The following is a 21341-nucleotide window of genomic DNA, read 5'->3' on the forward strand; positions in this document are numbered from 1 at the left end:
TTGGTGCGTGTGTCACCCAAAACATCCGATGCGCCTGTTCTCCCACCGCCTTGCTGCCCACCGCGTCATGGGACGCCTGAAGGCAGGGGACGGGGCCAGGTCGGCGTTCGTCGGAGGTTGGTGTAGAACGGCCCGAAGGGGCGGCAGGGGGGAGATGCCCGGGGGGACCGCATGGTGAAGCCGGCGAAGACGAGTCTCTGGGCGCTGGCACTGGCCATCCCTTTCCTGGCTGCCGGCGTCGCGGCCCTGAAGCCCCGGGCGCAGCCGCAGTCCCTTCCTGACACCTTCTGGACGGATCGCCGGGCGGCGGCCCGCATCGAAGCCCGCCTCACGCACCCGGAAGCGGACCGCTACCGCTCGCGCGCGCCCGCGGGCGGCTGTCCGGTGCCCGCCGAGCCGATGCCCCTGGGCCCGCTCGCCCGCATGGAGTCCCGGGAGGACTGGGGCGGCATCGCGGCGGCATATGCCCTGGAGGGCGAGTGGAACCAGGCGGCCTCCTTCCTGGAGCGCCTGCCGGCCTCGCCGGAGCGCGACAGCGACCTGGCGGCGGTGGCGCTCGCCCGGGGTGACCATGAGCGCGCGCTGCGCCTGCTGGACGCGGCGCTCACCGCGAAGCCCGGCCTGACGCAGGCCCTGTGGAACCGCGCGCTGGTGTTCCGGGAGATGGGGCTGACGCTGCGCGCGTCGGAGCTGTTCGAAGAGGTGGCGAAGCGCAACGAGCAGGGCTGGGGACGTGAAGCCCACGCCCAGGCGCTGTCGCTGCGCGAGGCCACGCTGGAGCGCCAGCGCCAGTGGAAGGCCGCTCGCGACGCGGCCCTGGCCCTGGTGGAGGACCCGAAGGCGCCGCTGCCCATGGACGCGGCCCGGCAGCTTCCGGGCGCGGTGCGCGGCGTCTTCTATGAGGCCGTTCGCGCCGCGACGTCGAAGGAGCGCGCGCTGGCGCTGCTGCCCCTGGCCAAGGAGCTGGATCGGGTGCAGGGCGGCAGTGTGCTCACGGACTACGTGCAGCGTGTGGCGAAGCGCGACTTCTCCCGCCGTGCGGACCTGGCGCGCCAGTACGCGGAGACGCTGCGCGCGGGCCAGGCCGTCCCGGAGGCGCTGCTGAACCGGGCGCGCCTGTCCGGCGACGAGGACATCTACCTGGGCGCGCTCCTGCGCAGCCGCAATGGCGACCTGACCGGCCTGCAGGACATGGTCGCGCGCGTCGGCCGCATGGGCGACCCCTGGTTCACGTACATCGCGGAGCGGGACCAGGCGCGCCAGGAGATCGCGGAAGGGGCGTGGTGGAAGGCCGAGCAGCGGTTCTTCAACGCACTCCAGCGCTGCCGTGAGACGACGCTGTCGGTGCGCTGCCTGGACCTGGAGCGCCGGCTGACCATCTTCTACACGGACCAGCAGCGCCTCACGGAGGCGGAGCAGCACGCGCGCGTGTTGTGGGCGGGTGCCCGGCAGCTGCGCGAGTGGGAGACGGAGTTCACCGTCCTGGAGATCCTCAGCCACGTGACGCGCTCCCGCAACGACCTGGGCAGCGCGCGCGCGTACCTGGAGGAGTGGGCCGCGCGAGGCACCACCCGCAGCTGCTCCTGGCCCCACGTGCAGCTGGCGCACCTCTACTACCTGGACCTGCGGCCGGACGCCGCGCGGCGCGAGCTGGAAGTGGCGGAGGCCTGCGCGGACAACCCGATGGAATTGGTGTTCGGCGCGACGGTCGCGGAGCTGTCCCGCTTCGGCTCCGGCCCCCGGGACGCGGAGTGGCTGAAGACGGTCACCACGCGGGTCCTGGAGGGCTCCTCCGTCCTGGAGAGCGACCGCATCTACACGCACTATCTGGAAGGCCGCTTCCTCCTGGACCAGGACCGGGCCCGGGGCGAGGCGCTCCTGAAGCAGGCCATCGCGGACGCGGAGGCCCTGCCCCGTGGCGACGTGCTGGGGCGTGAGGCCTGGGCGCTCAGCTATTCGTCGCTCGCGGCGGACGCGGGTCGCGCCGGTGAGTTCCCCAAGGTGGTGGCGCTGATGGCCGCGCAGCTGGGCACGCCCGTGCCCGCGCGGTGCGCGCTGGCGGCCAGCATCCACGCCGAGCGCACCACCCTGGTGGCGCTGGGGCCCAAGGGCGAGGTGAAGGGCTCCTACGACGGTTCGCGCCGGGAGTCCCTGGCCCGGGTGGATTCGTCCCGGCTGGTCCCGGACGCCCTGCGCCAGACGCTCGTCGGCTGCGAACACGTGGACGTGTTCGCGTGGACGCCCCTCTTCGGCCGCACGGACCTGCTGCCGCCGGAGATGGCCTGGAGCTTCCGCCTGGGCCGCACGCAGGGGCCGCGTCCCACGCAGGCGCCCACCGCCACGCGCCGCCTGGTCGTGGCTGGCGTGGAGGCGCCGTCGCTCCTGCAGTTGCCCCGGCTCCCCTCGTGGACGCCGGAAGCGGAGCCCGGCGACGCGCCGCCGGACGTGCTGTCCGGCGCGGACGCCACGCCCTCTCGCGTGCTGGCGCGGATGGCGGATGCCACGGAGATTGAAATCCACGCGCACGGCATCACCGACCCCAGCATCTCCGGCGCGTCGCTGGTGGTGCTGTCACCGGAGGTGAATGGCCGCTACGCGCTCACCGCGGACGTCGTGCGCGAGCAGCGGCTCACCGGCGCGCCCACCGTGTTCCTGGCCGCGTGCAGCGCGGGCCGCACCGCGTCCCTCCAGAGCACGGAGCCCTTCAGCCTGCCCGCGGCCTTCATCGACTCCGGGGCCCGCGCGGTGCTGGCCTCCACGGTGGACATCCCGGACGCCGCGGGCCGTTTCTTCGACGGAGTGCGCCGGAGCATCCATGCTGGCAAGCCCGCGGCCGTCGCGCTGCGCGACGAGCGCCAGGCGTGGCTCGCGCGCGATGCCCGAGCCGTCTGGACGCGCTCCGTCCTCTTGGTGGAGCGGGCGGACTGAGCAGGTCAGAAGGGAGCGTCCAGGTGCGTGTTGCCTCCCGGAACCAGGAAGTGATGGAAGGTGACGCTGGCGCTCACGTCCAGCGCCTTCACCCAGTGCCACCAGCCCACCGGCAGGAACACCATGTCCCCGGGCTCCAGCACCACCTCCAGTACCGTGGCCTCGGCGAACAGCGGGTGCGCGGCCAGGTCCGGCTCCGCCGCGTCCACGTGACTGAAGGTGCCCCGGTGCGGGTACACGCGGTGGCGCTCGAAGGACGGCACCAGCCGCACGTGCTTGCGGCCCATCACCTGGCCCAACAGGATGTTCATGTTGTCGTGGTGCAGCGGGGTGACGGTGCCCGCGGGCCCCAGGAGCAGCGTCAATTGCTCCGGCCGCAGCGACGGGTCGATGAGCCCCGCGGGGGCCCGCAGGTCGTCGCGCAGCGGCGCCAGCCCCTCGCGTCCCCAGTTGTCGTTGCGCGGCACCATGTAGATGTCGTTCGTCTCTCCGGCTGTCTCCAACTGGGAGAGGAAGTCGGAGAAGGGCATCCGCGCCCGGTGCCGGTCCTGCTCGGCCGCGTGCTCCGGGTTGGCGTCGCGTCCCACCATCACCTCCACCTCCACCGTTCCGAAACGCTCGCGGAAGTACGGCAGCGACCAGCGCTTCATCGCGGGCCAGTCCGCCATCAGGCCGCGCAGCACCACCGGCCGGTGGCCCAGGAAGTAGCGGCGGAAGAACTCCTCCGGGGATATCCCCTCGCGCACCTCCAGCTGCCGGCCCCCGTCCCGGGCGCGCAGCTCGCTGTAGACATCCATCAGCGACTCCAGCCAGCCGAAGTGCCGGGCCACCTGGAGCGCCGCCTTGAAGTAGGGGTGCTGCCCCACCGCGGTGATTTCCTCCCGCGCCAGCGCCGGGTCCACGCCTGCCTGCACCAGCGTCTGCTGTACGTCCTCCGCCGACACTCCCAATGCCAGGTTCTCCGCCAGCCACTGCCGCCACGCGGGGTGCAGCGGAGACTTGTCCTCGTTCATTCGGAACTCCTTGAAATCCTTGAAGGAGTGGCCCTGGGGGCCCCTCCTGCCGGTGAGGCGAGGCGTGCTATGGACCACGCCCAACAGTCTTTTTCTACCCATCCCCGGCTTTCGCCGGACTTCCTCAGCACCAGGAGAAGCGACCCATGATCCCCGGAGACGTGTCCTCCGCCGTCAATGCCTTCGAGCCGGACCGCAGCGCCCCGCACGTGAAGAATTCGTACGTCAATTGCTCGGAGCGCGGCCCCAAGCGGCGCCGCCCTCTGCCTCCGCCGTCGGTGCCCCCCCTGCTGGCGGGGCCGGAAGGGGCTCGCTGAAGCTCCTGCCGAGCAGGCTTGTCTGCCCTTCCGGGCATTTTTCTCTCAAGAAACGAACCGCTCGGCGTCTTTAGTCAGGAAAGCCCACCAGTCACTTCGGGGCCTTGTGTCATGGCCAATCTCTTCAACCGGGAAAAGCGCCACTTCGAGGCGTTCATCCAGCGACACCGGCCCAGCCTGCTGGCGGTGGCGCGGCGGTTGTGCGCTCGCGGCGCCCTGGACCCGGAAGACCTGGTCCAGGAAGCCTTCGAGCGGGCGTTGCCGGAGTTTGGCCACCTGAAGGACCGGACGGAAGCGGCGTGCGCGGCGTGGCTGTGCACGACCATGACCAACCGGTTCCTGGACCACTGCCGCCGGCATCGCACGGAGAGCCGGGGGCTGCCGCACCTGGCGCTGGTGCAGGACCTGCCGGTGACGGGGGATGGCGACCGGGAGAACTGGGAGCTGGTGGGCAACGACGCGTTCCAGGCTGCCATCGAGCAGCTCAAGCCGCACCTTCGGGACGCATACAGGCTTCACGCGGAAGGCCGCCGCTACCAGGCCATCGCTGAACATTTCAACGTCCCTGTGGGAACCGTGGGCAGCTGGCTGACGCTGGCGCGCCGGGACCTGAGGGAGCTGCTGCTTCCGAGCGTCGCTGTAGCTCGGGAGCGGGGGGTCCAGTCATGAACGCGCATTGCACCCGGTTGCATCTCTTCATGGACGGCGAGCTGTCCGAGTCCGACGCCGAAGGCTTCCGGAGTCACCTGCCGCGCTGTGCCTCCTGTGAGTGCGGCCTCAGGGACCTGCTCCAGTTGGAGCTGCTGGCGGCGCGGGCCCTGGGCACGGGCGCGGCGGAGGCGCCGGCCGCGAAGCAGGAGGACAACGGCAACGTGGTGTCGCTGGGCGCGTGGGTGCGCCGCAACGCGCGCGTGGTGGCGCCGCTGGCCATGGCCGCCAGTCTCTGCGCCGTCTTCGTGCCGCGCATGATGCCCGCCTCTGAAGTGCCGGCGGTCGTCTTCCTGGAGAACCAGACCACCCGCGAGCTGGAGGCCCGCCTGTCTGATCCGCGCGCGGACCAGTGGCGCCGCTACAGCCCCATGCGCGGTGGCGCGGACGGCGTGGAGGCCGGGAAGGGCACCCTGCCGCTGCGTCCGCTGGCGGAGATGGAGGAGCGCAAGGACTTCCGCGGCATCGTCGCGGCCTACGTGCTGCACGGCCAGTGGCAGCAGGCGCAGGCGGTGCTGGCGCGCGAGCCCGCGTCGCTGGCGCGCGACAGTGACCTGGCGGTGGTGGCGCTTCAGGACAACCGCTTCCAGGACGCGCTGGCGCTGTTGGACCCCGTGGTGCGCGCGGATCCGCGCAACCCGCAGGCGCTGTGGAACCGCGGCCTCGCGCTGCGTGCCCTGCACCAGGAAGCCCGCGCCGCGCGCGACTTCGACCAGGTGGCCGCGCTGGGCGAGCCGGGCTGGAGCGACGAAGCGCGCAAGCTGGCGGAAGAGCTGCGCGCCGCCGCTCGCTGAAACACGCTGGATTCCCCCCCGCGCGTCACGAGCGTCCACCACCGGGCGCTTTCGCGCGGGGTTTCGTCTCACCGCTCGGGATGACGTGACAGGCTGCTGGGGTTGTCGGAGCACTCCAGGAGCCGCCCATGCCCGAGTCTTCATCCGCCGACTACGCGTCCACCCGCCGTGACTTCCGGTGGGAGCGGCCGGCGCACTTCAACTTCGCCACGGACGTCATCGACCGGCACGCGGCCGAGCGGCCCCAGGCCCCCGCGCTCCAGTGGTCCGACGAGTCCGGACGCTCCCAGCGCTTCACCTTCCAGGAGCTGAAGGAGCGCTCGCTGCACGCGGCGCGCTTCCTCACCGGGCTGGGCCTGAAGCGCGGCGACCGGGTCTTCATCTTGATGCCGCGCGTGCCGGAGTGGTGGTTCCTGGTGCTGGGCTGCATCCGCGCGGGCATCGTCTTCATGCCCGGCACGCCCATGCTCACCGCCAAGGACATCCGCTACCGGCTGGAGGTCTCCGGCGCGAAGGCCGTCCTCACCGACGGCAGCTGCCTGGACCGCTTCGAGGGCGTGCAGGGCCAGGCCCCCGGCGTGACGACGTGGGTGTCCACCGGCGACGCGCCCGCGCCATGGACGCGCTACACGTCCGAGGCATTGGCGGAATCCCAGGCGACGGCGTTCCCGCCCACGCGCTCGGATGATCCGCTGCTCATCTACTTCACGTCCGGCACCACCGGCATGCCGAAAATGGTGCTGCACACGCAGTCCAGCTACGGCCAGGGGCACCTCATCACCGGCCGCTACTGGTTGGACTTGCAGCCGGAGGACCGGCACCTCACGCTCAGCGACACCGGCTGGGCGAAGTGCGCGTGGGGCAAGCTCTTCGGTCCGTGGAGCGTGGGCGCGTGCAACGTCGTCTTCGACTTCCGCGGCCGGTTCGACCCCGTGGGCTTCCTGAAGGTGCTGGAGCGGGAGAAGGTCACCACCTTCTGCGCGCCGCCCACCGCGTGGCGCGCGCTGGTGCTCCAGGACTTGAAGGCCGTGGACCTGTCCGCGCTGCGCCACTCACTGAGCGCGGGCGAGCCGCTCAACCCAGAGGTCATCCAGACGTGGAAGGAGGCCACCGGGCTGCACATCCGCGAGGGCTACGGCCAGACGGAGACGGTGGTCATCGTCGGCATCTTCCCCGGCATGGAGCCACGCGTGGGCTCCATGGGCAAGCCGTCCCCGGGCTTCACCGTGGCCGTCATCGACGAGCACGGCAATGAAGTCGCGGACGGGCAGGAGGGCGACATCGCCGTGCGCGTGAAGCCGGAGCGGCCGGTGGGCCTGTTCGCGGGCTACCTCAACGACGACGCGGCCAACGCGGCCAGCAGCCGGGGGGACTGGTACGTCACCGGCGACCGCGCGGTGCGCGACGCGGACGGCTACCTGTGGTTCGTGGGGCGCTCCGACGACGTCATCAAGACGTCCGGCTACCGCGTGGGCCCCTTCGAGGTGGAGTCCGCGCTGATTGAGCACCCGGCGGTGGCGGAGTCCGCCGTCATCGGCGTGCCGGACGACAAGCTGGGCCATCGCATCAAGGCGTACGTGCTGCTCACGCCAGGGCACACGCCATCGCCGGAGCTCGCGCAAGAGCTGCAGGACTTCGTGAAGAAGACCACGGCGCCCTACAAGTACCCGCGCGAGATTGAGTTCGTCACGGAGCTGCCCAAGACGGTGAGCGGGAAGATCCGCCGCGCCGAGCTGCGCGCCACCCAGAAGAAGTAGGCGGCGCGCAGGGCAGGGGCTGCGGGACTACTTCAGCCAGTCCGAGTGCACGAAGCCGGCGTCGGGCTTGTCCCGGCGCTGGTAGGTGTGCGCGCCGAACGCGTCGCGCTGGGCCTGGGTGAGGTTCTGCGGCAGCTCCGGGCTGCGGTAGCTGTCCATGTACGCCAGGCTGCTGCTGAACACCGGCACGGGGATGCCCGCCATCGTCGCGGCGCCCACGAACTTGCGCCACGCCGGGGCCATCTTCTCCAGCACGGGCGCGAACGCCTCGGACACCATCAGGTTGGGCAGCGTGGGCTGCTGCTTGAAGGCCTCTCGCAGCGGGGTGAGCAGCTTCGCGCGGATGATGCAGCCGCCCCGCCAGATGCGCGCCATCTCCGCCAGCGACACGCCCCACTTGTACTCGTCCGACGCCGCCTGGATGAGCCGCATGCCCTGCGCGTACGTCACCACGCGCGCCGCGTAGAGCGCGTCATGCGCCCACTGGGCCAGCTCCTTCTTCTCCTCCGAGGACAGGGAGATGGCGGGGCCGTGGAGCTTCTTGCTCGCGGCCACGCGCTCGTCCTTGCGCGAGGACAGGTTGCGCGCGTCCAGCGCGGACGCGATGGAGGGCACCGGCACGCCCAGATCCAACGCCACCTGCACCGTCCACTTGCCCGTGCCCTTCTGTCCGGCCTTGTCCAACACCATGTCCACCAGCGGCTTGCCCGTCTCCGGGTCGCGCTTGCGCAGCACCTTGATGGTGGTCTCCAGGAGGAACGACTCGGCGATGCCCTCGTTCCACTTGGAGAACAGGTCGGCCAGCGTCGCGGTGTCCAGGCCCAGGCCGCGGTGGAGCACGTCGTACGTCTCCGCGAGCAGCTGCATGTCCGCGTACTCGATGCCGTTGTGCACCATCTTCACGAAGTGGCCCGCGCCCTCCGGGCCCACGTGGGTGACGCACAGGCCCTCTTCGCTGCGCGCGGCGATGGCCTCCAGCACGGGCTGCACCAGCGCGTACGCATCCTTGGGGCCGCCGGGCATGATGGACGGACCGTTGCGCGCGCCCTCTTCACCGCCGGACACGCCGATGCCCAGGAAGTGGAAGCCCTTCTCCTTGCACAGCGCCTCACGGCGGCGCGTATCCAGGTACCAGGAGTTGCCCGCGTCCATGATGACGTCGCCGGGCGACAGCAGGGGGAACAGCCGCCCCATCATCTCGTCCACGGGGGCGCCGGCCGTGATCATCAGGAGGATGCGGCGCGGGCGCTCCAGGCCGGCGACGAACTTCTCCAGCTCCGGGAAGCCCTGCAGGGCCTGCTTCGGATTCGCCTGCTGGACCTTCTGGATGCTCTCCGGGTGGCGGTCCCATACGGCGACGCTGAAGCCGTGGTCCGCGATGTTGAGGGCCAGGCTCGCGCCCATCACGCCCATGCCCGCCACGCCGAACTGCGCCGGCTTCGTCTGTGTGCTCATCGTCCCCTCCAGAGGGCCCGCCTCACCCGTGGGCGGCGGGATCCAACATCCACTGCGTGTTCGTCACGTGCGACGCGGGCAGGGACATATCCCCCGCGAGGATGCGCCGCATGGCGTCCCGCTTGCCCTCGCCGGCCACCAGCCCCAGCACCGCCCCCGCGCCCTGGAGCACGGGGAACGTCAACGTCATCCGCCACGGCGGCGGCTTCGCGCTCTGCTCCACCGCCAGCACCCGCCGCGTGCGCTCTTGCAGGGCAGGGTGGCCGGGCATGAGGCTCGCGGTGTGGCCGTCCTCGCCCACGCCAATGAGCACCACGTCCAGCTTCGCGGGCAGCGTCTTCTCGTAGTCGCGCGCGGCGGCGTCGCGGTCCGTGCGCTCGCCCTGCATGCGGAACACCTGCGCGTCCGGCAACTTCAGCGGCTCAAGCAGCGACTCCTTCACCAGCAGGTAGTTGCTGTCCTTGTGGTCCGGCGGCACGAAGCGCTCGTCCACGAAGTACACGTCCACGCGCTCCCAGGGGAGCTTGTGGTCCGCGAGCAGCCGGTACGCGGGCTTGGGCGTGTTGCCGCCCGACAGGGCCAGGCTCACGCGCGCCTTCGTCGCGAGCGCCTTCGTAAGCTCACGCGCCATCCAGTCCGCGGCCTCGCGGGCGAGCCGCTCCGGGGGGACGACGAGGGGCTGGCTCATAGCGTGGACCACCGTCGGCCGTTCTTCGAGGGCAGCGCGTCCGCGGCGTCAGGGCCCTTGCTGCCCTTGGCGTAGGTGTGGACCGTGCCGCCCGCGTCCGTCTCCAGCGCCTGGAGGATGGGCGTGATGTAGCCCCACGCCTGCTCCACGCTGTCCTGGCGCGCGAAGAGGGTGGCGTTGCCGCGCATGCAGTCCAGCAGCAGCCGCTCGTACGCCTCCGGCACGGGCTTCTTGAAGCTCTCCGCGTAGTCCATGTCCATGGTGACGCCGCCGATGTTGACGTCCTCGCCGGGAATCTTGGACTCGAAGGACAGCGCGATGCCTTCGTGCGGCTGGATGCGCAGCGTGAGCACGTTGGGCTGCAGCCGCTGGCAGGTGGCGCCGCCGCCGCTGAACAGGCCGATGGGCACCGACTTGAAGTGGATGGACACCTCCGTCAGGCGCTTCTTCAGGTTCTTGCCCGCGCGCAGGTAGAAGGGCACGCCCTGCCAGCGCCACGAGTCGATGTTCATCTTCATCGCCACGTAGGTCGGCGTGCGCGAGCCCTTCTTCACGCCCTTCTCTTCCTGGTAGCCCTCGTACTGGCCCACCACCACGTGCTGGGGAACCTCGCCGCCTTCAACGGGGCGCAGCGCGCGGAAGACCTTGTTCTTCTCGTCGCGGATGTCCTCCGCGGCGAAGGACACCGGGGGCTCCATGGCGCACAGGGCCAGCACCTGGAGCAGGTGGTTCTGCACCATGTCCCGGATGACGCCCGTCTCGTCGTAGAAGCCGCCGCGGCCCTCCACGCCAATGGCCTCGGCCGCGGTGATTTCCACGTGGTCGATGTGCTGGCGGTTCCAGAGCGGCTCGAAGATGGCGTTGGCGAAGCGGAACACCAGGATGTTCTGCACCGTCTCCTTGCCCAGGTAATGGTCGATGCGGAAGATCTGCTTCTCATCCAGCGCCGAGCCCAGCGTCTTGTTGAGGGCCTTCGCGCTCTCCAGGTCGTGGCCGAAGGGCTTCTCGATGATGAGCCGGTGCCAGGGCTTCTGGCCGGGCTGCTCCTCGCGCTTGAGCAGGCCCGCGCCGGAGAGGCTCTGGATGATCTGCGGGAACGTGGAGGCCGGCGTGGCCATGTAATAGAGCTGGTTGCCGTCCGTCTTGCGGCGCTTGGAGAGGTCCTGGAGCTTCTGGCCCAGGCGCTTGAAGGCCTCCGGATCGTCGTAGCCGCCGGAGGCGGTCTCGATGCTCTCCGTGAAGCGCTTCACCGCGGCTTCATCCAGGGGCTGCGTGCGGGCGAACTTCTTCAGGCCCTCCTTCACGTGCTCGCGGAAGGGGCCGTCCTCCAGCTTGGAGCGGCTGTAGGCGACGATGGCGAAGTTCTCGGGGAGCAAGCCGGCGCGGGCGAGCTCGAAGAGGGCCGGGAATAGTTTGCGTTCGGCCAGGTCGCCCGTGGCGCCGAAGAGGACCAGGGTGCAGGGGTCCGGGCGCCCAGCGCTGAACACCGGCTCGCCTTCACGGGGATGGGTTTCGATGTGAACTCCCTGCGCGTCCATGCGGTTCTCCCTCCGGGTTCGTCGGGCACCTTAAGGCGCTAATCTGGCGGCCCTGCAAGCGCATTGCAGGAGAATGATGCGGGCCTGACGTCTTGCCTGCCCCGGCGCTCGGGTGCTCCTCCGGCTTACCGAAGGCTCCACTCGAACTCCTTCGGAGGGCGCGCGGGCGGCCGGGCCGGGCGTGAGCTGGCTGCCTGGAACGTGGTACTCCTGACGGACCGGACGCCCCCGGCGTCGCGCTGAACGGAAGCTCCTCCTCTCGCATGCGCTACGTCGTCTCGCTGTGGTTCTTCGCGCTGTTCCTGGTCACCGCGCCCATCCTCTTCACGTTGGGCGCGGTGTTGTTCGTGGTGGCGTACCCGTTGGACCCGAACCGTCAGTGGCTGCACGTGCTGGTGTGCCGGTGGTGCTACGGGCTGTGGCTGCACGCGTCCCCTGGCTGGCGCGTGCGGGTGGAGGGACGGGAGCTGTTGCCCAAGGGGCCCTGCGTCTACGTCGTCAACCACCAGTCGTTCGCGGACATCCTGGCGGTGATGGGGTTGTTCACGCCGTACAAGTTCGTGGCGAAGGCGTCACTGTTCCGCACGCCGCTGGTGGGCTGGATGATGACGCTCCTGGGCTACGTGCCCATCGTGCGCGGCAGCTCCACGTCCATGGAGCAGCTGTTGGGCCCGTGCCGCCGGTGGCTCCGCAAGGGCATCCCGGTGCTCATCTTCCCGGAGGGCACCTATTCGCCCGGGGAGCTGCTGCCCTTCAAGCGCGGCGCGTTCCAGCTGGCGCTGGAGGAGCACGTGCCGGTGGTGCCGGTGCTGGTGCGTGGCACGCGGGAGCTGGTGGATGGGGACGGGCCGTGGATGAGCCCTCGCGCCACCGTCACGGTGCAGGTGATGCCGGCGCTGCCTCCGGAGACGTTCGGGCCGGATTCGGCGGCCCTGGCCACGCGCGTGCGCGAGCAGTACGTGGAGGCGCTCGCGCGGGTAGGCTGAAGGAGCACGGACGCGGTAGCGTGAAGGTCATGCGCCACCTGCTCCTGTGCTGGCTCGGGGTCTGTCTGTCTTCCACGGCATGGGCGGGGACTCCTGCCCTTCCAACGCCTTTGCCGGAGGCGGGAATCCCCGACCCCTTGCACCTGGTGCTGTCCGTGTCGTCGTTGAGGGTGGTGGAAGGGGGCACGGCGTCCTTCAGCGTGGCGTTGGCCGGCTTCGCGTGGCCTGGCGACCCGGGTGAGTCGCTCACCGTCACGGTGGAGCGGACGGACGGCGACGCGGACCTCACGGTGCGGGAAGGGGCGTCGCTTACGTTCGACCCAGCCACCTTGGAGCCCCAGGAGGTGGTGCTGGCGGCCGCGAAGGATGCGGACAACGAGGACGGCACGGCCACCTTCACGCTGTCCGCGCCGGGCCTGGAGTCGCTCACCCTCGTCGTGACGGAAGCGGATCAGGACCCGCTGGCTCCGGTCTTCACCACCGTGCCCGTCACCCGGACCGTGACGTACTTCCCCTATCGGCTCAGCGTGCACGCGCGCGGACGGCCCGCGCCGACGTATGCCCTGCGCACCGCGCCTCCGGGGATGGGCCTGGATGCGCTGGGCAACCTCACGTGGATACCTACTGAGCTGGGGGAGGTGGACGTGGTGGTGGTGGCGAGCAATGGGCTGCAACCCGATGCGGAGCTGTCCTTCCGGCTCGTCGTGGGGCAGGACCAGCCCCCTCTGGCCCGTATCGTCGCCCCGCTCCAGGACGAACGGCTGTCAGGGCCCCTGGCCGACTTCTCCTGCGAGTGCATCGACGACGTGGGCTGCGCGCGCGCGGATTTCCGGGTGGATTGGCTGTTGCTGGAGACACGCGAGGGCCCGGGGCCCACCTACTCCGTGGGGGGCGCTCCCGGCCGCTGGGACATCTCGGGGCTCAAGCCCGGGCCCCACTTCCTCGATGTCGTCGTGACGGACTCGTTGGGACGCGAAACCCTGGGCGAGACCGTCACCGTGTGCATCGCTTGCCCCGAACCCGATGCGGGAATGGCGGTGGATGCGGGGCCCATCGGGTTTGGGGACGAGGGCAACGACATCATCGACCCCTGGAGCTGTGACTGCGCGACCACCGGTCTGGCTCCGGCGGCGTGGGTGGGGCTGGGCCTGCTGGGGCTGCGCGCCCGGCGTCGTCGGAACTGACGCAACGCCGGACGCGGCTCAGGCGTGCTCGGAGCCGGGCAGCTCTTCGTCCATCCGTGACGTCTCCGCGTGCGGCGAGGCCTCCACGGCGTTCGTCGCGGGGGCGGCCTCGGTGACGGCGCGGGCCAGGTCGTGAGGCGCGCGGAGCAACGCCTCCAGCGCGGCGGCGCTCGCGGGGACGCCGCGCTGCTCCACCTGGAGCCAGCCGCCCTTGATGCTCACGCGGCGGTGGCCCTTGAGTCCCAGCAGGCGCTGACGCACGCCCGGATCCAGGATGATGGGGCGCGCTTCCGGCGCCAGCCCCTCCACCTGGAAGGCCGCGTCCAGCTCCGCGTCACCCACCACCTCGTCGCGAGGCGTGGCGGCGCCGGGAATCTTGTCCTCGGGGCGCTCGTGCTCCAGCAGCAGGTCCGCGGGCAGCGCGCCCTCCAGGTCCAGCCGCAGCACCGTCACGGTGTGGCGCTTCTTGCTGCTCGCGCCGCGCTTGCCCGTGGCCAGGAGCAGCGCCCGCCCTTGGTAGCGCCCCTGCACTTCCATCCGCCGATCCGCGATGGAGAGGCCGTGCGCCTTCGCGAACACCTCCCACGCGGCGCGCTGGCGGCGCTTGAGCTGGAACAGCGTGGCGAGGACCAGGGCGCCCAGGACGAGCAGGGACGCGAGGATGCCGAGCGGAGAGAAGACACCGGAAAGCATGACGGCGCATTGTGCACTGGCCACGCGACGCGTGAACCATCAATCCGATCGCGGATGCACCTCCGTGCGCCGGGCAGGCTTGCTGCATGGGTGCGTGGACCTGGGGGAAGGGTCGCCGCGCGCATGCAAACGTGTGGAATCCCACGTGGCTCGCGTTCCTTCACGCGCATGCGCCCTGCGCGGAGTGCACGCATGGCGCAGGCCCCTCATGCCACGGGTGTGCCCCGCTGGGTCGTGCGGCCCGCGTGCGGAGGCTCCGTGGCGCGTGGGGTGGGGAGGACGGGACGCGTCGGGCAGGCCACGGATGCAAGCTCGCGGAATGACGCCCTTTTTCGACAATGTCAGAGGGGGCGGGTAAGGGAGCGGGGGCTCGCCGCTTGGAGTCGGGGATGGGACCGGGGGAGGCTGCCCGGCTCGCACCCGCCACCGGGCCACGAGGGAGGGTGAACGCCGGATGCGCCTGCTGCACACGTCGGACTGGCACCTGGGCCACACGCTGTATGACGTCTCACGCGAAGCGGAGCACGCCGCGTTCCTGACGTGGCTGTTGGACACGCTGGAGTCCCAGGAGGTGGATGCGCTCCTGGTGGCCGGGGACATCTTCGACACGGCCAACCCCAGCGCGGAGGCGCAGGCGGCCTGGTACCACTTCATCGCGCGTGCCCGGCGCACGCTGCCGAAGCTGGACGTGGTGGTGGTGGGCGGCAATCACGACTCCGCCGCGCGCCTGGACGCGCCGGATCCGCTGTTCCACGCCCTGGGCGTGCGCGTGGTGGGCGGCCTGCCGCGCCACCGGGGCGGACTGGATATGGAGCGGCTGGTGGTGCCGGTGCACGACGGGCGCGGGAAGGTGGGCGCGTGGGTGGCGGCGGTCCCGTACCTGCGGCCCTCGGACCTGCCGTCCGTGCCAGACAGCGAAGGGGACCGGCTGGTGGAGGGCGTGCGCTCTGTTTACACGGAGGTGCTGGAGGCGGCGCGCAGGCGGCGTAGGTCCGGGCAGGCGCTGGTGGCCATGGGCCACTGTTACATGACGGGCTCGGAGCTGTCGGAGCTGAGCGAGCGGAAGATCCTGGGCGGCAACCAGCATGCGCTGCCGGTGGAGCTGTTCCCGGAGGACGTCGCGTACGCGGCGCTGGGGCACCTGCACAAGGCGCAGCGCGTGGGCGGCCGCGAGGGCGTGCGCTACAGCGGGTCTCCGCTGCCGCTGTCGCTGTCGGAGGCGCACTACCGGCATCAGGTGCTGGTGCTGGACGTGGAGGACGGGGCGCTGACACAGGTGCGTCCGCTGACGGTGCCGCGCACCACGGACATGATGCGGGTGCCCGCGCGGGACGCGGCGCCGCTGTCGGAGGTGCTGGAGCTGCTGGCGGCGCTGCCCGCGTGCGAGGCGGAGGCTCCGGAGTCGATGCGTCCGTACCTGGAGGTCTGCGTGTCGCTGCCCCGGCCGGAGCCGGCGCTGCGCCACAAGGTGGAGAAGGCGCTGGAGGGCCGGGCGGCGCGGCTGGTGAAGCTGACGCCGTTCTACACGGGCACGGGCGGGGCGCTGGCGGACGTGCGGCCGGGGTTGTCGCTGCGTGAGCGCACGCCGGAGGACGTGTTCCTCGCCCGGTATGCGCGGGACTTCAAGGAGGCGCCCTCGCCGGGGTTGCTGGAGTCGTTCCACGCGCTGCTCACGCAGGTGCAGGAGGACGCGTCGTGAAGATCCTGGCGATTCGCGGCAGCAACCTCACGAGCTTCGCGGGGGACTTCGCGCTGGAGCTGGACCGGGCGCCGCTGGACCGGCTGGGGCTGTTCGCCATCTCCGGCGCGACGGGCGCGGGGAAGAGCACGCTGCTGGATGCGCTGTGCCTGGCGCTGTTCGACCGCACGCCCCGGCTGGGCGGGCCCAGCAAGGTGCTGGTGGGCCGGGCGGACGAGGAGGAAGAGGCGCGACTGTCCGCGTACGACGTGCGCGGCATGCTGCGGCGCGGGGCGGGCAAGGGCCACGCGGAGGTGGACTTCCTGGGCAAGGACGGGCGGCGCTACCGGGCGCGGTGGAACGTATGGCGTGCGCGTGAGCGCGCGGAGGGTCGCTTCCGGCCGCAGGAGCTGAGCCTGACGGACGTGGTCTCGGGGCAGCTGTTCGGCCGCACCAAGGGCGAGGTGCTCCACGCGATCCAAGAGCGGCTGGGGCTGTCGTTCGATCAGTTCCGGCGCTCGGCGCTGCTGGCGCAGGGGGAGTTCGCGGCGTTCCTGCGCGCGGACGCGAACGAGCGCGCGGAGCTGCTGGAGCGGATGACGGGCACGGAGGTGTACAGCCGCGTGTCCATCGCCGCGCACGAGAAGAACGCGAAGGAGCAGGAGGAGCTGAAGCGGCTGTCGCTGGGGCTCGCGGCCATCGCGCTGATGTCGGACGCGGACCGAGAGGGCGTGCGCGTCCAGTTGGGCGAGGAGGAGGCGGCGCGGGTCCGCGAGGAGACCCGGTCGCGCGAGGCGGAGGCGGCCCGGTCCTGGTACGCGCAGCGCGCGGAGTTCGTGGAGCAGGAGCAGCAGGCCGAAAGCGCGGTAGCCCGGGCGGACTCGGAGCGGGAGGCGGCGGCGCCTCGCGAGGCGCTGCTGGAGTCGGTGCGCGCGGCGGAGGGCTTCCGCGCGGTGGTGTCGGCGGTGGAGGCCGCGGAGCAGGGCTGCGTGAGGGCGGAGGCCGAGCAACTGGAGAGGGCCTCGCAGGCGGAAGCGGCGCTCGCGGCGGCTGCGGCGCAGCGGCAGGTGCGGATGCAGGCGGAGGCCGCGCGGGCCGCGGCGCTGGATGCGGAGGCGTCGGTGCGTCCGGCGCTGGAGGAGGCCGCGACGCTGGACACGCGCCGCGCGGAGGCGGAGCGCGAGGCCCGTGAGGCCGCGGAGCTGGCGAAGCAGGCGAAGACCGCGGAAGCGTCAGCCCGAGATGCGCTGGAGTTGGTGCAGACGGCGGAAGCGAAGGCCCAGGTGCTGGTGGACGCGGCCGAAGCGTGGCGCGTGTCGCATGCGAGCTGGGAGTCCCTGGCCACGGAGTGGCCCCGCTGGCAGCGCGAGCTGGAGCGCTTCGCGGGGGCGCTGAAGGACGAACAGTCGGCGGGCGCGGACGCGGACCGGTTGGGGAAGGACGCGGACCGTCTGGGCAACGAGGCCCAGTCGTGCCGCGAGGAGCACCAGGGCGCGGTCGAATTGGAAGCGCAGGCGCAGGCCCTGGCGACGCATGCGGAAGCCGCGCTGGGCGAGGATGGCGGCTCGGCTCGGCGGGCGCTCCGGGATGCGCTGCTGGCGCGACAGGATGTTCTGGGGGCGCTGACGCTCGCGGGTGAAGGTGCTCGGGCGGAGGGCACGGCGGAAGGTGACGCGGCGGCGGAGGTGAAGGCGCACCGCGAGGTTTCCCTGCGCGCGGCGGAGGAGGCGAAGGACGCGGCGGCGCGGCGGGCGACGCAGGATGCGATGCTCCACGAGGCTCGTCGTGCGCAGTCGCGCGCGGAGGCGACGCAGGGGTTGGCTTCGCACCGGGCCGCGCTGCACGAAGGTGAGCCGTGTCCGCTGTGCGGCGCGCTCGAACATCCGTATGCCCGGGAGGCTTCCGCGCTGGAGGGGCTGGTCGCCGAGGCCGCGGCCCGGGTGCTGGAGTTGGAGACCGCTCGGGATGCCGCGGCGAAGCAGGAGAGCGCGGCGAGCGTGCGGCAGGCGACCGCGGACACCGCCGCGACCCAGGCCGAATCACGGCGCGACACGGCGGCCCGCAAGCGCACGGCGCATCGTGAAGCCTGGCGCGCGGCGTGCGAACGGTGGTCCCGCGCGGAGCACGCCGAACAGGGTGTCAGTGCCGCTGCGTCGCCTCCCGACGACGCGGAGGCCACCACCACTCAGGCGTGGATCCGCTCGGCGCAGGAAGACGTGCGCGCGCGGCTCGCGACCCTTCGTGACGAAGAGGCTTCCGCGGAAGCCCGCGCCAGCGCTGCTCGCGAGGCCCGGGCCCAGTTGGAGACCCGGCGCACCCGGCGCGAAGGCGCGGCCGATGCCCTGCGCAAGGCCGAGGACGCCTGGTCCCGCGCGTCCCAGTCCCACCGCGATGCGCTCCTGCGCCGGGACGCCGCCCGCGACGCTCGCGAGCGCGCCCTCACCGAAGTGTCCCCTCCGTTCGCCAGCGAGGCTGCCCCCTGGAAGGACAAGCTCGCGGAGGACCCCGTGCGCTTCCAGGGCCAGTGCCTGGCGCGCGTGACGAAGTGGCGCGAGAAGCTCGCGGAGCTGGAGGCCTCTCGCAAGCGCCTGGAGGAACAGCAGGGCCTGCGTGCCCGTGAAGAAGTCCGCCTCCAGTCCCGGCACGAGGACGCGGAGACCGCCGCCCACCGCGCGAGCCTCAAGGACGCGGCCTTCCAGGATGCGTCCAGGGCCCGCGCCCGGCTGCTCCAGGGTCGCCCCACGCAGGAGGTGCGCGTGGAAGTCCAGGCGCGCATCGACGCCGCCCAGTCCACCTACGAGCGCGCCCGCGAGGACTCCGAAGCCCTCCAGCAGGCGGAGAAGGTGGCCACCGCCCGCGCCGAGGACGCCGTGCGCCTGCGCACCGAGGCCGCCCGCACGCTCGACACCGCCCAGGCCGTCCTCGGGGAACGCCTCGCCGGACATGGCACCACCCTGGAGCAGCTCAAGGCCCTGCTGTCGCGCGGTGCAGCCTGGTGCGACTCGGAGGCCCGCGCGCTCAACGCCCTGCGCGAGTCCGTGGCCCAGGCCCGCGCTGTCCTCGTGGAGCGCCGTGAGCGCCGCGTCCGCCATGAGGCCTCCGGGCTTCCCACGCTCGCGGAAGCAGACGTCGCGGAGCTCTGCGAACGCCTGCGCACCGATGTCGAGGTGCGCCACCGCGCCGTGGCCCTGCTGCGCGCGAAGCTGGACCACGACGACGCCTCCCGCGCACGTCATGGCGCGGAGGCCCGGGCCCTGGAGCTGCGCCGCGCCGACGCGGAGGTGTGGAAGACGCTGGGCGACCTCATCGGCTCGCACGACGGAAAGAAGTTCAAGGTCTTCGCCCAGAGCCTCACCCTGGACGCGCTGCTCCTGCACGCCAACGCGCACCTGCGCGAGCTGGCCCGCCGCTACCGCCTGGAGCGCGTGCCCGGCCACGACCTGGACCTCCAGGTGGTGGACGGCGACATGGGCGACGAGGTCCGCAGCGTGGCCAGCCTCTCCGGCGGCGAGAGCTTCCTCGTGTCGCTCGCGCTCGCGCTGGGCCTGGCCTCGCTGTCGTCGGAGACGACGCAGGTGGAGACCCTCTTCATCGACGAGGGCTTCGGCACCCTGGATCCGGAGACGCTGGAGGTCGCGCTCGCCACGCTCGACGCGCTCCAGGCCACCGGCCGCCAGGTGGGCATCATCTCCCACGTGAGCGGGCTCGCCGAGCGCATCGGCGTGCAGGTGCGAGTGGTGAAGCAGGGCGGCGGCCGCAGCAAGCTCGTCGTCGAAGGCGACGCGGGGATCATCGCGCCCTCGGATCAACAGGTGGCGTGACGGCTCAGCCCGTCACCGGCTCCGCGCCCATCAGGCCGCGCACCACCGCGGCCACGGCCAGCGGCGTCGCCACGCGGTCGTCGCTCAGCGCCGCCAGCGCCCGCGCGAACTGCTCCGCGGAGGAGAAGCGCTGCGACGGGTGCGGCGCGAGCGCCCGGTCCAACACCAGCGCCAGCGGATCCGACACCTCCGGCGCCACCATGCGCACGGGCGTCAACCGCAGGCCCCGGATGGAGGCCTCCACCTCCTCGGCAGTCCCTTCCTCGTAGGGCGACTCCAGGGACAGCAGCTCGTACAGCAACACCGCCGCCGCCCACAGGTCCACCGCGACGGAGACCTCGCCCGCCAGGAGCTCCGGCGAGCGGTAGTTCTGCTTGCCCACCCGCCGCAGATCCACCTCCAGCCCCGCGCGCGAGCGGGCCACGCCGAAGTCCGCGAGCTTCACCTCTCCGCCGCGCGACAGGAGCACGTTGTGCGGAGACACATCGCAGTGCACCACCGCCAGCGGCAGGCCCTTGGAATTGGTGGCCTTGTGCGCGTACGCCAGCGCCTCCAGCACGTGGCGCACCATCATCACGGAGATGTCGATGGGCAGCTCGATGCGCCGGCGCCGGCACTGCGCCAGCACGCGCCCCAGGTCCGTTCCGTCCACCAGCTCCAGCGCCAGGTAGGGCCCGTCCGCCAGCTCGCCGTACTCCCGGAAGCCCACGATGTGCGGATGATCCAGGCACCGTGCCAGCTCCGCCTCGTGAAAGAGCTGCTCGCGCGCTTCCGGGTCCCGCAGGCGCTCCGGTCGCACGCGCTTGAGGGCCATCTCCTCCCCCACATAGGGCCCCTGGATCATCTTCGCGCGGAACACCTCCGCGTTGCCGCCGCGTCCCAGCCGCGACAGCAGCTGGAAGCGACCCAGGTCGCGCGGCCACTCGGATGTCGGGTCTTCCTCCAACGTCACGCCTTCTCCCCGGCCAGGCTCGCCAGATACCCGTCCAGCGTCGCCGAGAAGGTGGCGTCGTCGCTCAGGAAGGCAAGCCCCACGCCCCCGGTGTACTGCTCGTCCACCACGTGCACCACCAGCGCCTCGCCCTGTAGCCGCTGGCCGTTGGGCAGCTTGACGTCCACGATGACGACGCTGTCCTGCGGCGGGCGGTGTGCCGTGCGCACGAAGAGTCCTCCGTTACTGATGTTCAGCGCGTGCTCGCGCACGAAGTCCAGCTCCGTGCGGAACTCCATCTCCAGCTTCACCGCGAAGCGACGGGCGCGGCGCTGGGATTCATCGCCGGATGATACGGGGGATGGCGCGGGCGGATCCGACGGCGATGGTTGCTCGGACGCTCCGGTCTCCGGCGCGCCTCCACTTTCGGCGGGAGCAGCCTGGGGCGCGGGCGGTGCCTCGGATGGCGGTGGAGTCTTCGGCGCGGACGAAGCGGGCAGGGGACCTCGCGCGGCCAGATCCTCCAGGTGCTGCCGCAGCTCCTGCGCGGCCTGTGTGCGCTCGTTGCCGGCGAAGGGCGTGCCGCCTGACAGCGTGCGCGAGCGCAGCGCATCCCGCTCCGCCTTGGGCAGCCGCCACAGCTCCACGAACGTGCCGCCGCTCTTGCGGACCTCCTCGCCCAGCCGCTCCACCGCCGCGCGCGGATAGCCGGGCACCTCCACCTTCACCTCCAGCGCGCCGGCCTCGTCGCGAAACGCCACCACGAGTTGCATCGACTGCGCGGACGGCAAGAGCGCACCCAGGCCCTCCACGACGGCTGCCGCCTTCTCAGGCGAAGCCGCTTCCCCCC

At 71.6% G+C, this 21341-nt stretch carries 16 protein-coding genes; 9 read left to right on the top strand and 7 right to left on the bottom strand.

From position 1 onward, the window contains the following. Nucleotides 1-171: 171 nt before the first annotated feature. Nucleotides 172-2928, top strand: coding sequence for a CHAT domain-containing protein (locus tag GTZ93_RS03985; protein ID WP_139919399.1), 2757 nt, complete (start codon nt 172-174; stop codon nt 2926-2928). A 5-nt stretch (nt 2929-2933) separates the two neighbouring features. Here GTZ93_RS03985 and GTZ93_RS03990 read toward each other — a convergent pair whose 3' ends face one another. Continuing rightward, entirely contained in the window at nt 2934-3941 is a 1008-nt protein-coding gene (locus GTZ93_RS03990; protein WP_139919398.1) for a cupin-like domain-containing protein, read from the bottom strand. 146 nt (nt 3942-4087) lie between these two features. Here GTZ93_RS03990 and GTZ93_RS42105 point away from each other — a divergent pair, with 146 nt between their 5' ends. From GTZ93_RS42105 to GTZ93_RS04005, 4 genes are all read left to right on the top strand, one after another. Further along, a complete protein-coding gene (locus GTZ93_RS42105) occupies nt 4088-4258 on the top strand; it encodes a hypothetical protein (RefSeq protein WP_167547806.1) in 171 nt (56 codons plus the stop codon). A gap of 111 nt (nt 4259-4369) precedes the next feature. Then, nucleotides 4370-4927 (top strand): RNA polymerase sigma factor, encoded by a 558-nt coding sequence (locus tag GTZ93_RS03995; RefSeq protein ID WP_120579332.1) that lies wholly within the window; start codon nt 4370-4372, stop codon nt 4925-4927. Further along, on the top strand, nt 4924-5760 hold the full coding sequence (locus GTZ93_RS04000) for a zf-HC2 domain-containing protein (RefSeq protein WP_139919397.1): 837 nt from the start codon (nt 4924-4926) through the stop codon (nt 5758-5760). Before GTZ93_RS03995 ends, GTZ93_RS04000 begins: the two co-directional genes overlap by 4 nt. 128 nt (nt 5761-5888) lie before the next feature. Then, nucleotides 5889-7517 carry an acyl-CoA synthetase gene (locus GTZ93_RS04005; RefSeq protein WP_139919396.1) on the top strand — a complete coding sequence of 543 codons (1629 nt, stop codon included), beginning with the start codon at nt 5889-5891 and terminating at the stop codon, nt 7515-7517. 27 nt (nt 7518-7544) lie between these two features. Here GTZ93_RS04005 and gndA read toward each other — a convergent pair whose 3' ends face one another. Genes gndA through zwf form a run of 3 tightly spaced genes read right to left on the bottom strand, consistent with a single transcriptional unit; the run spans nt 7545 to nt 11198 of the window. Beyond that, nucleotides 7545-8972, bottom strand: coding sequence for an NADP-dependent phosphogluconate dehydrogenase (gene gndA, locus GTZ93_RS04010; RefSeq protein ID WP_139919395.1), 1428 nt, complete (start codon nt 8970-8972; stop codon nt 7545-7547). 22 nt (nt 8973-8994) lie between these two features. Further along, nucleotides 8995-9660, bottom strand: coding sequence for a 6-phosphogluconolactonase (gene pgl / locus GTZ93_RS04015; RefSeq protein ID WP_120579328.1), 666 nt, complete (start codon nt 9658-9660; stop codon nt 8995-8997). After that, complete coding sequence (gene zwf, locus GTZ93_RS04020) at nt 9657-11198, bottom strand: glucose-6-phosphate dehydrogenase (protein WP_139919394.1); 1542 nt, start codon at nt 11196-11198, stop codon at nt 9657-9659. Before zwf ends, pgl begins: the two co-directional genes overlap by 4 nt. Before the next feature lie 263 nt (nt 11199-11461). Between zwf and GTZ93_RS04025 the strand changes: the two genes are divergently transcribed. Together GTZ93_RS04025 and GTZ93_RS04030 are read left to right on the top strand one after the other, a co-directional pair. Further along, nucleotides 11462-12184, top strand: a complete 723-nt coding sequence (locus GTZ93_RS04025) for a lysophospholipid acyltransferase family protein (protein WP_120579326.1) — start codon at nt 11462-11464, stop codon at nt 12182-12184. Nucleotides 12185-12321: 137 nt separating this feature from the next. After that, nucleotides 12322-13368, top strand: coding sequence for an MYXO-CTERM sorting domain-containing protein (locus GTZ93_RS04030; RefSeq protein WP_139919393.1), 1047 nt, complete (start codon nt 12322-12324; stop codon nt 13366-13368). 18 nt (nt 13369-13386) lie between these two features. On the opposite strand, the gene GTZ93_RS04035 is transcribed toward GTZ93_RS04030, so the two are convergent. Beyond that, on the bottom strand, nt 13387-14061 hold the full coding sequence (locus GTZ93_RS04035) for a hypothetical protein (protein ID WP_120579324.1): 675 nt from the start codon (nt 14059-14061) through the stop codon (nt 13387-13389). 454 nt (nt 14062-14515) lie between these two features. Between GTZ93_RS04035 and GTZ93_RS04040 the strand changes: the two genes are divergently transcribed. Both GTZ93_RS04040 and GTZ93_RS04045 read left to right on the top strand, forming a co-directional pair. Next, nucleotides 14516-15760, top strand: coding sequence for an exonuclease SbcCD subunit D (locus GTZ93_RS04040; RefSeq protein WP_139914819.1), 1245 nt, complete (start codon nt 14516-14518; stop codon nt 15758-15760). After that, nucleotides 15757-19560: an AAA family ATPase gene (locus GTZ93_RS04045; RefSeq protein ID WP_139914820.1), complete on the top strand. Its 3804-nt coding sequence runs from the start codon at nt 15757-15759 to the stop codon at nt 19558-19560. The genes GTZ93_RS04040 and GTZ93_RS04045 overlap by 4 nt, the downstream gene beginning before the upstream one ends. Nucleotides 19561-19564: 4 nt before the next feature. Here the strand turns inward: GTZ93_RS04045 and GTZ93_RS04050 are convergent, their stop codons facing one another. Together GTZ93_RS04050 and GTZ93_RS04055 are read right to left on the bottom strand one after the other, a co-directional pair. Further along, a complete protein-coding gene (locus GTZ93_RS04050; RefSeq protein ID WP_180945973.1) occupies nt 19565-20512 on the bottom strand; it encodes a serine/threonine-protein kinase in 948 nt (315 codons plus the stop codon). Beyond that, a complete protein-coding gene (locus GTZ93_RS04055) occupies nt 20509-21303 on the bottom strand; it encodes a TIGR02266 family protein (RefSeq protein WP_257978888.1) in 795 nt (264 codons plus the stop codon). The genes GTZ93_RS04050 and GTZ93_RS04055 overlap by 4 nt, the downstream gene beginning before the upstream one ends. Between the last annotated feature and the right edge of the window lie 38 nt (nt 21304-21341).

The sequence above is a fragment of the Corallococcus exiguus genome (assembly GCF_009909105.1).
In the GTDB taxonomy this organism is placed as follows: domain Bacteria; phylum Myxococcota; class Myxococcia; order Myxococcales; family Myxococcaceae; genus Corallococcus; species Corallococcus exiguus.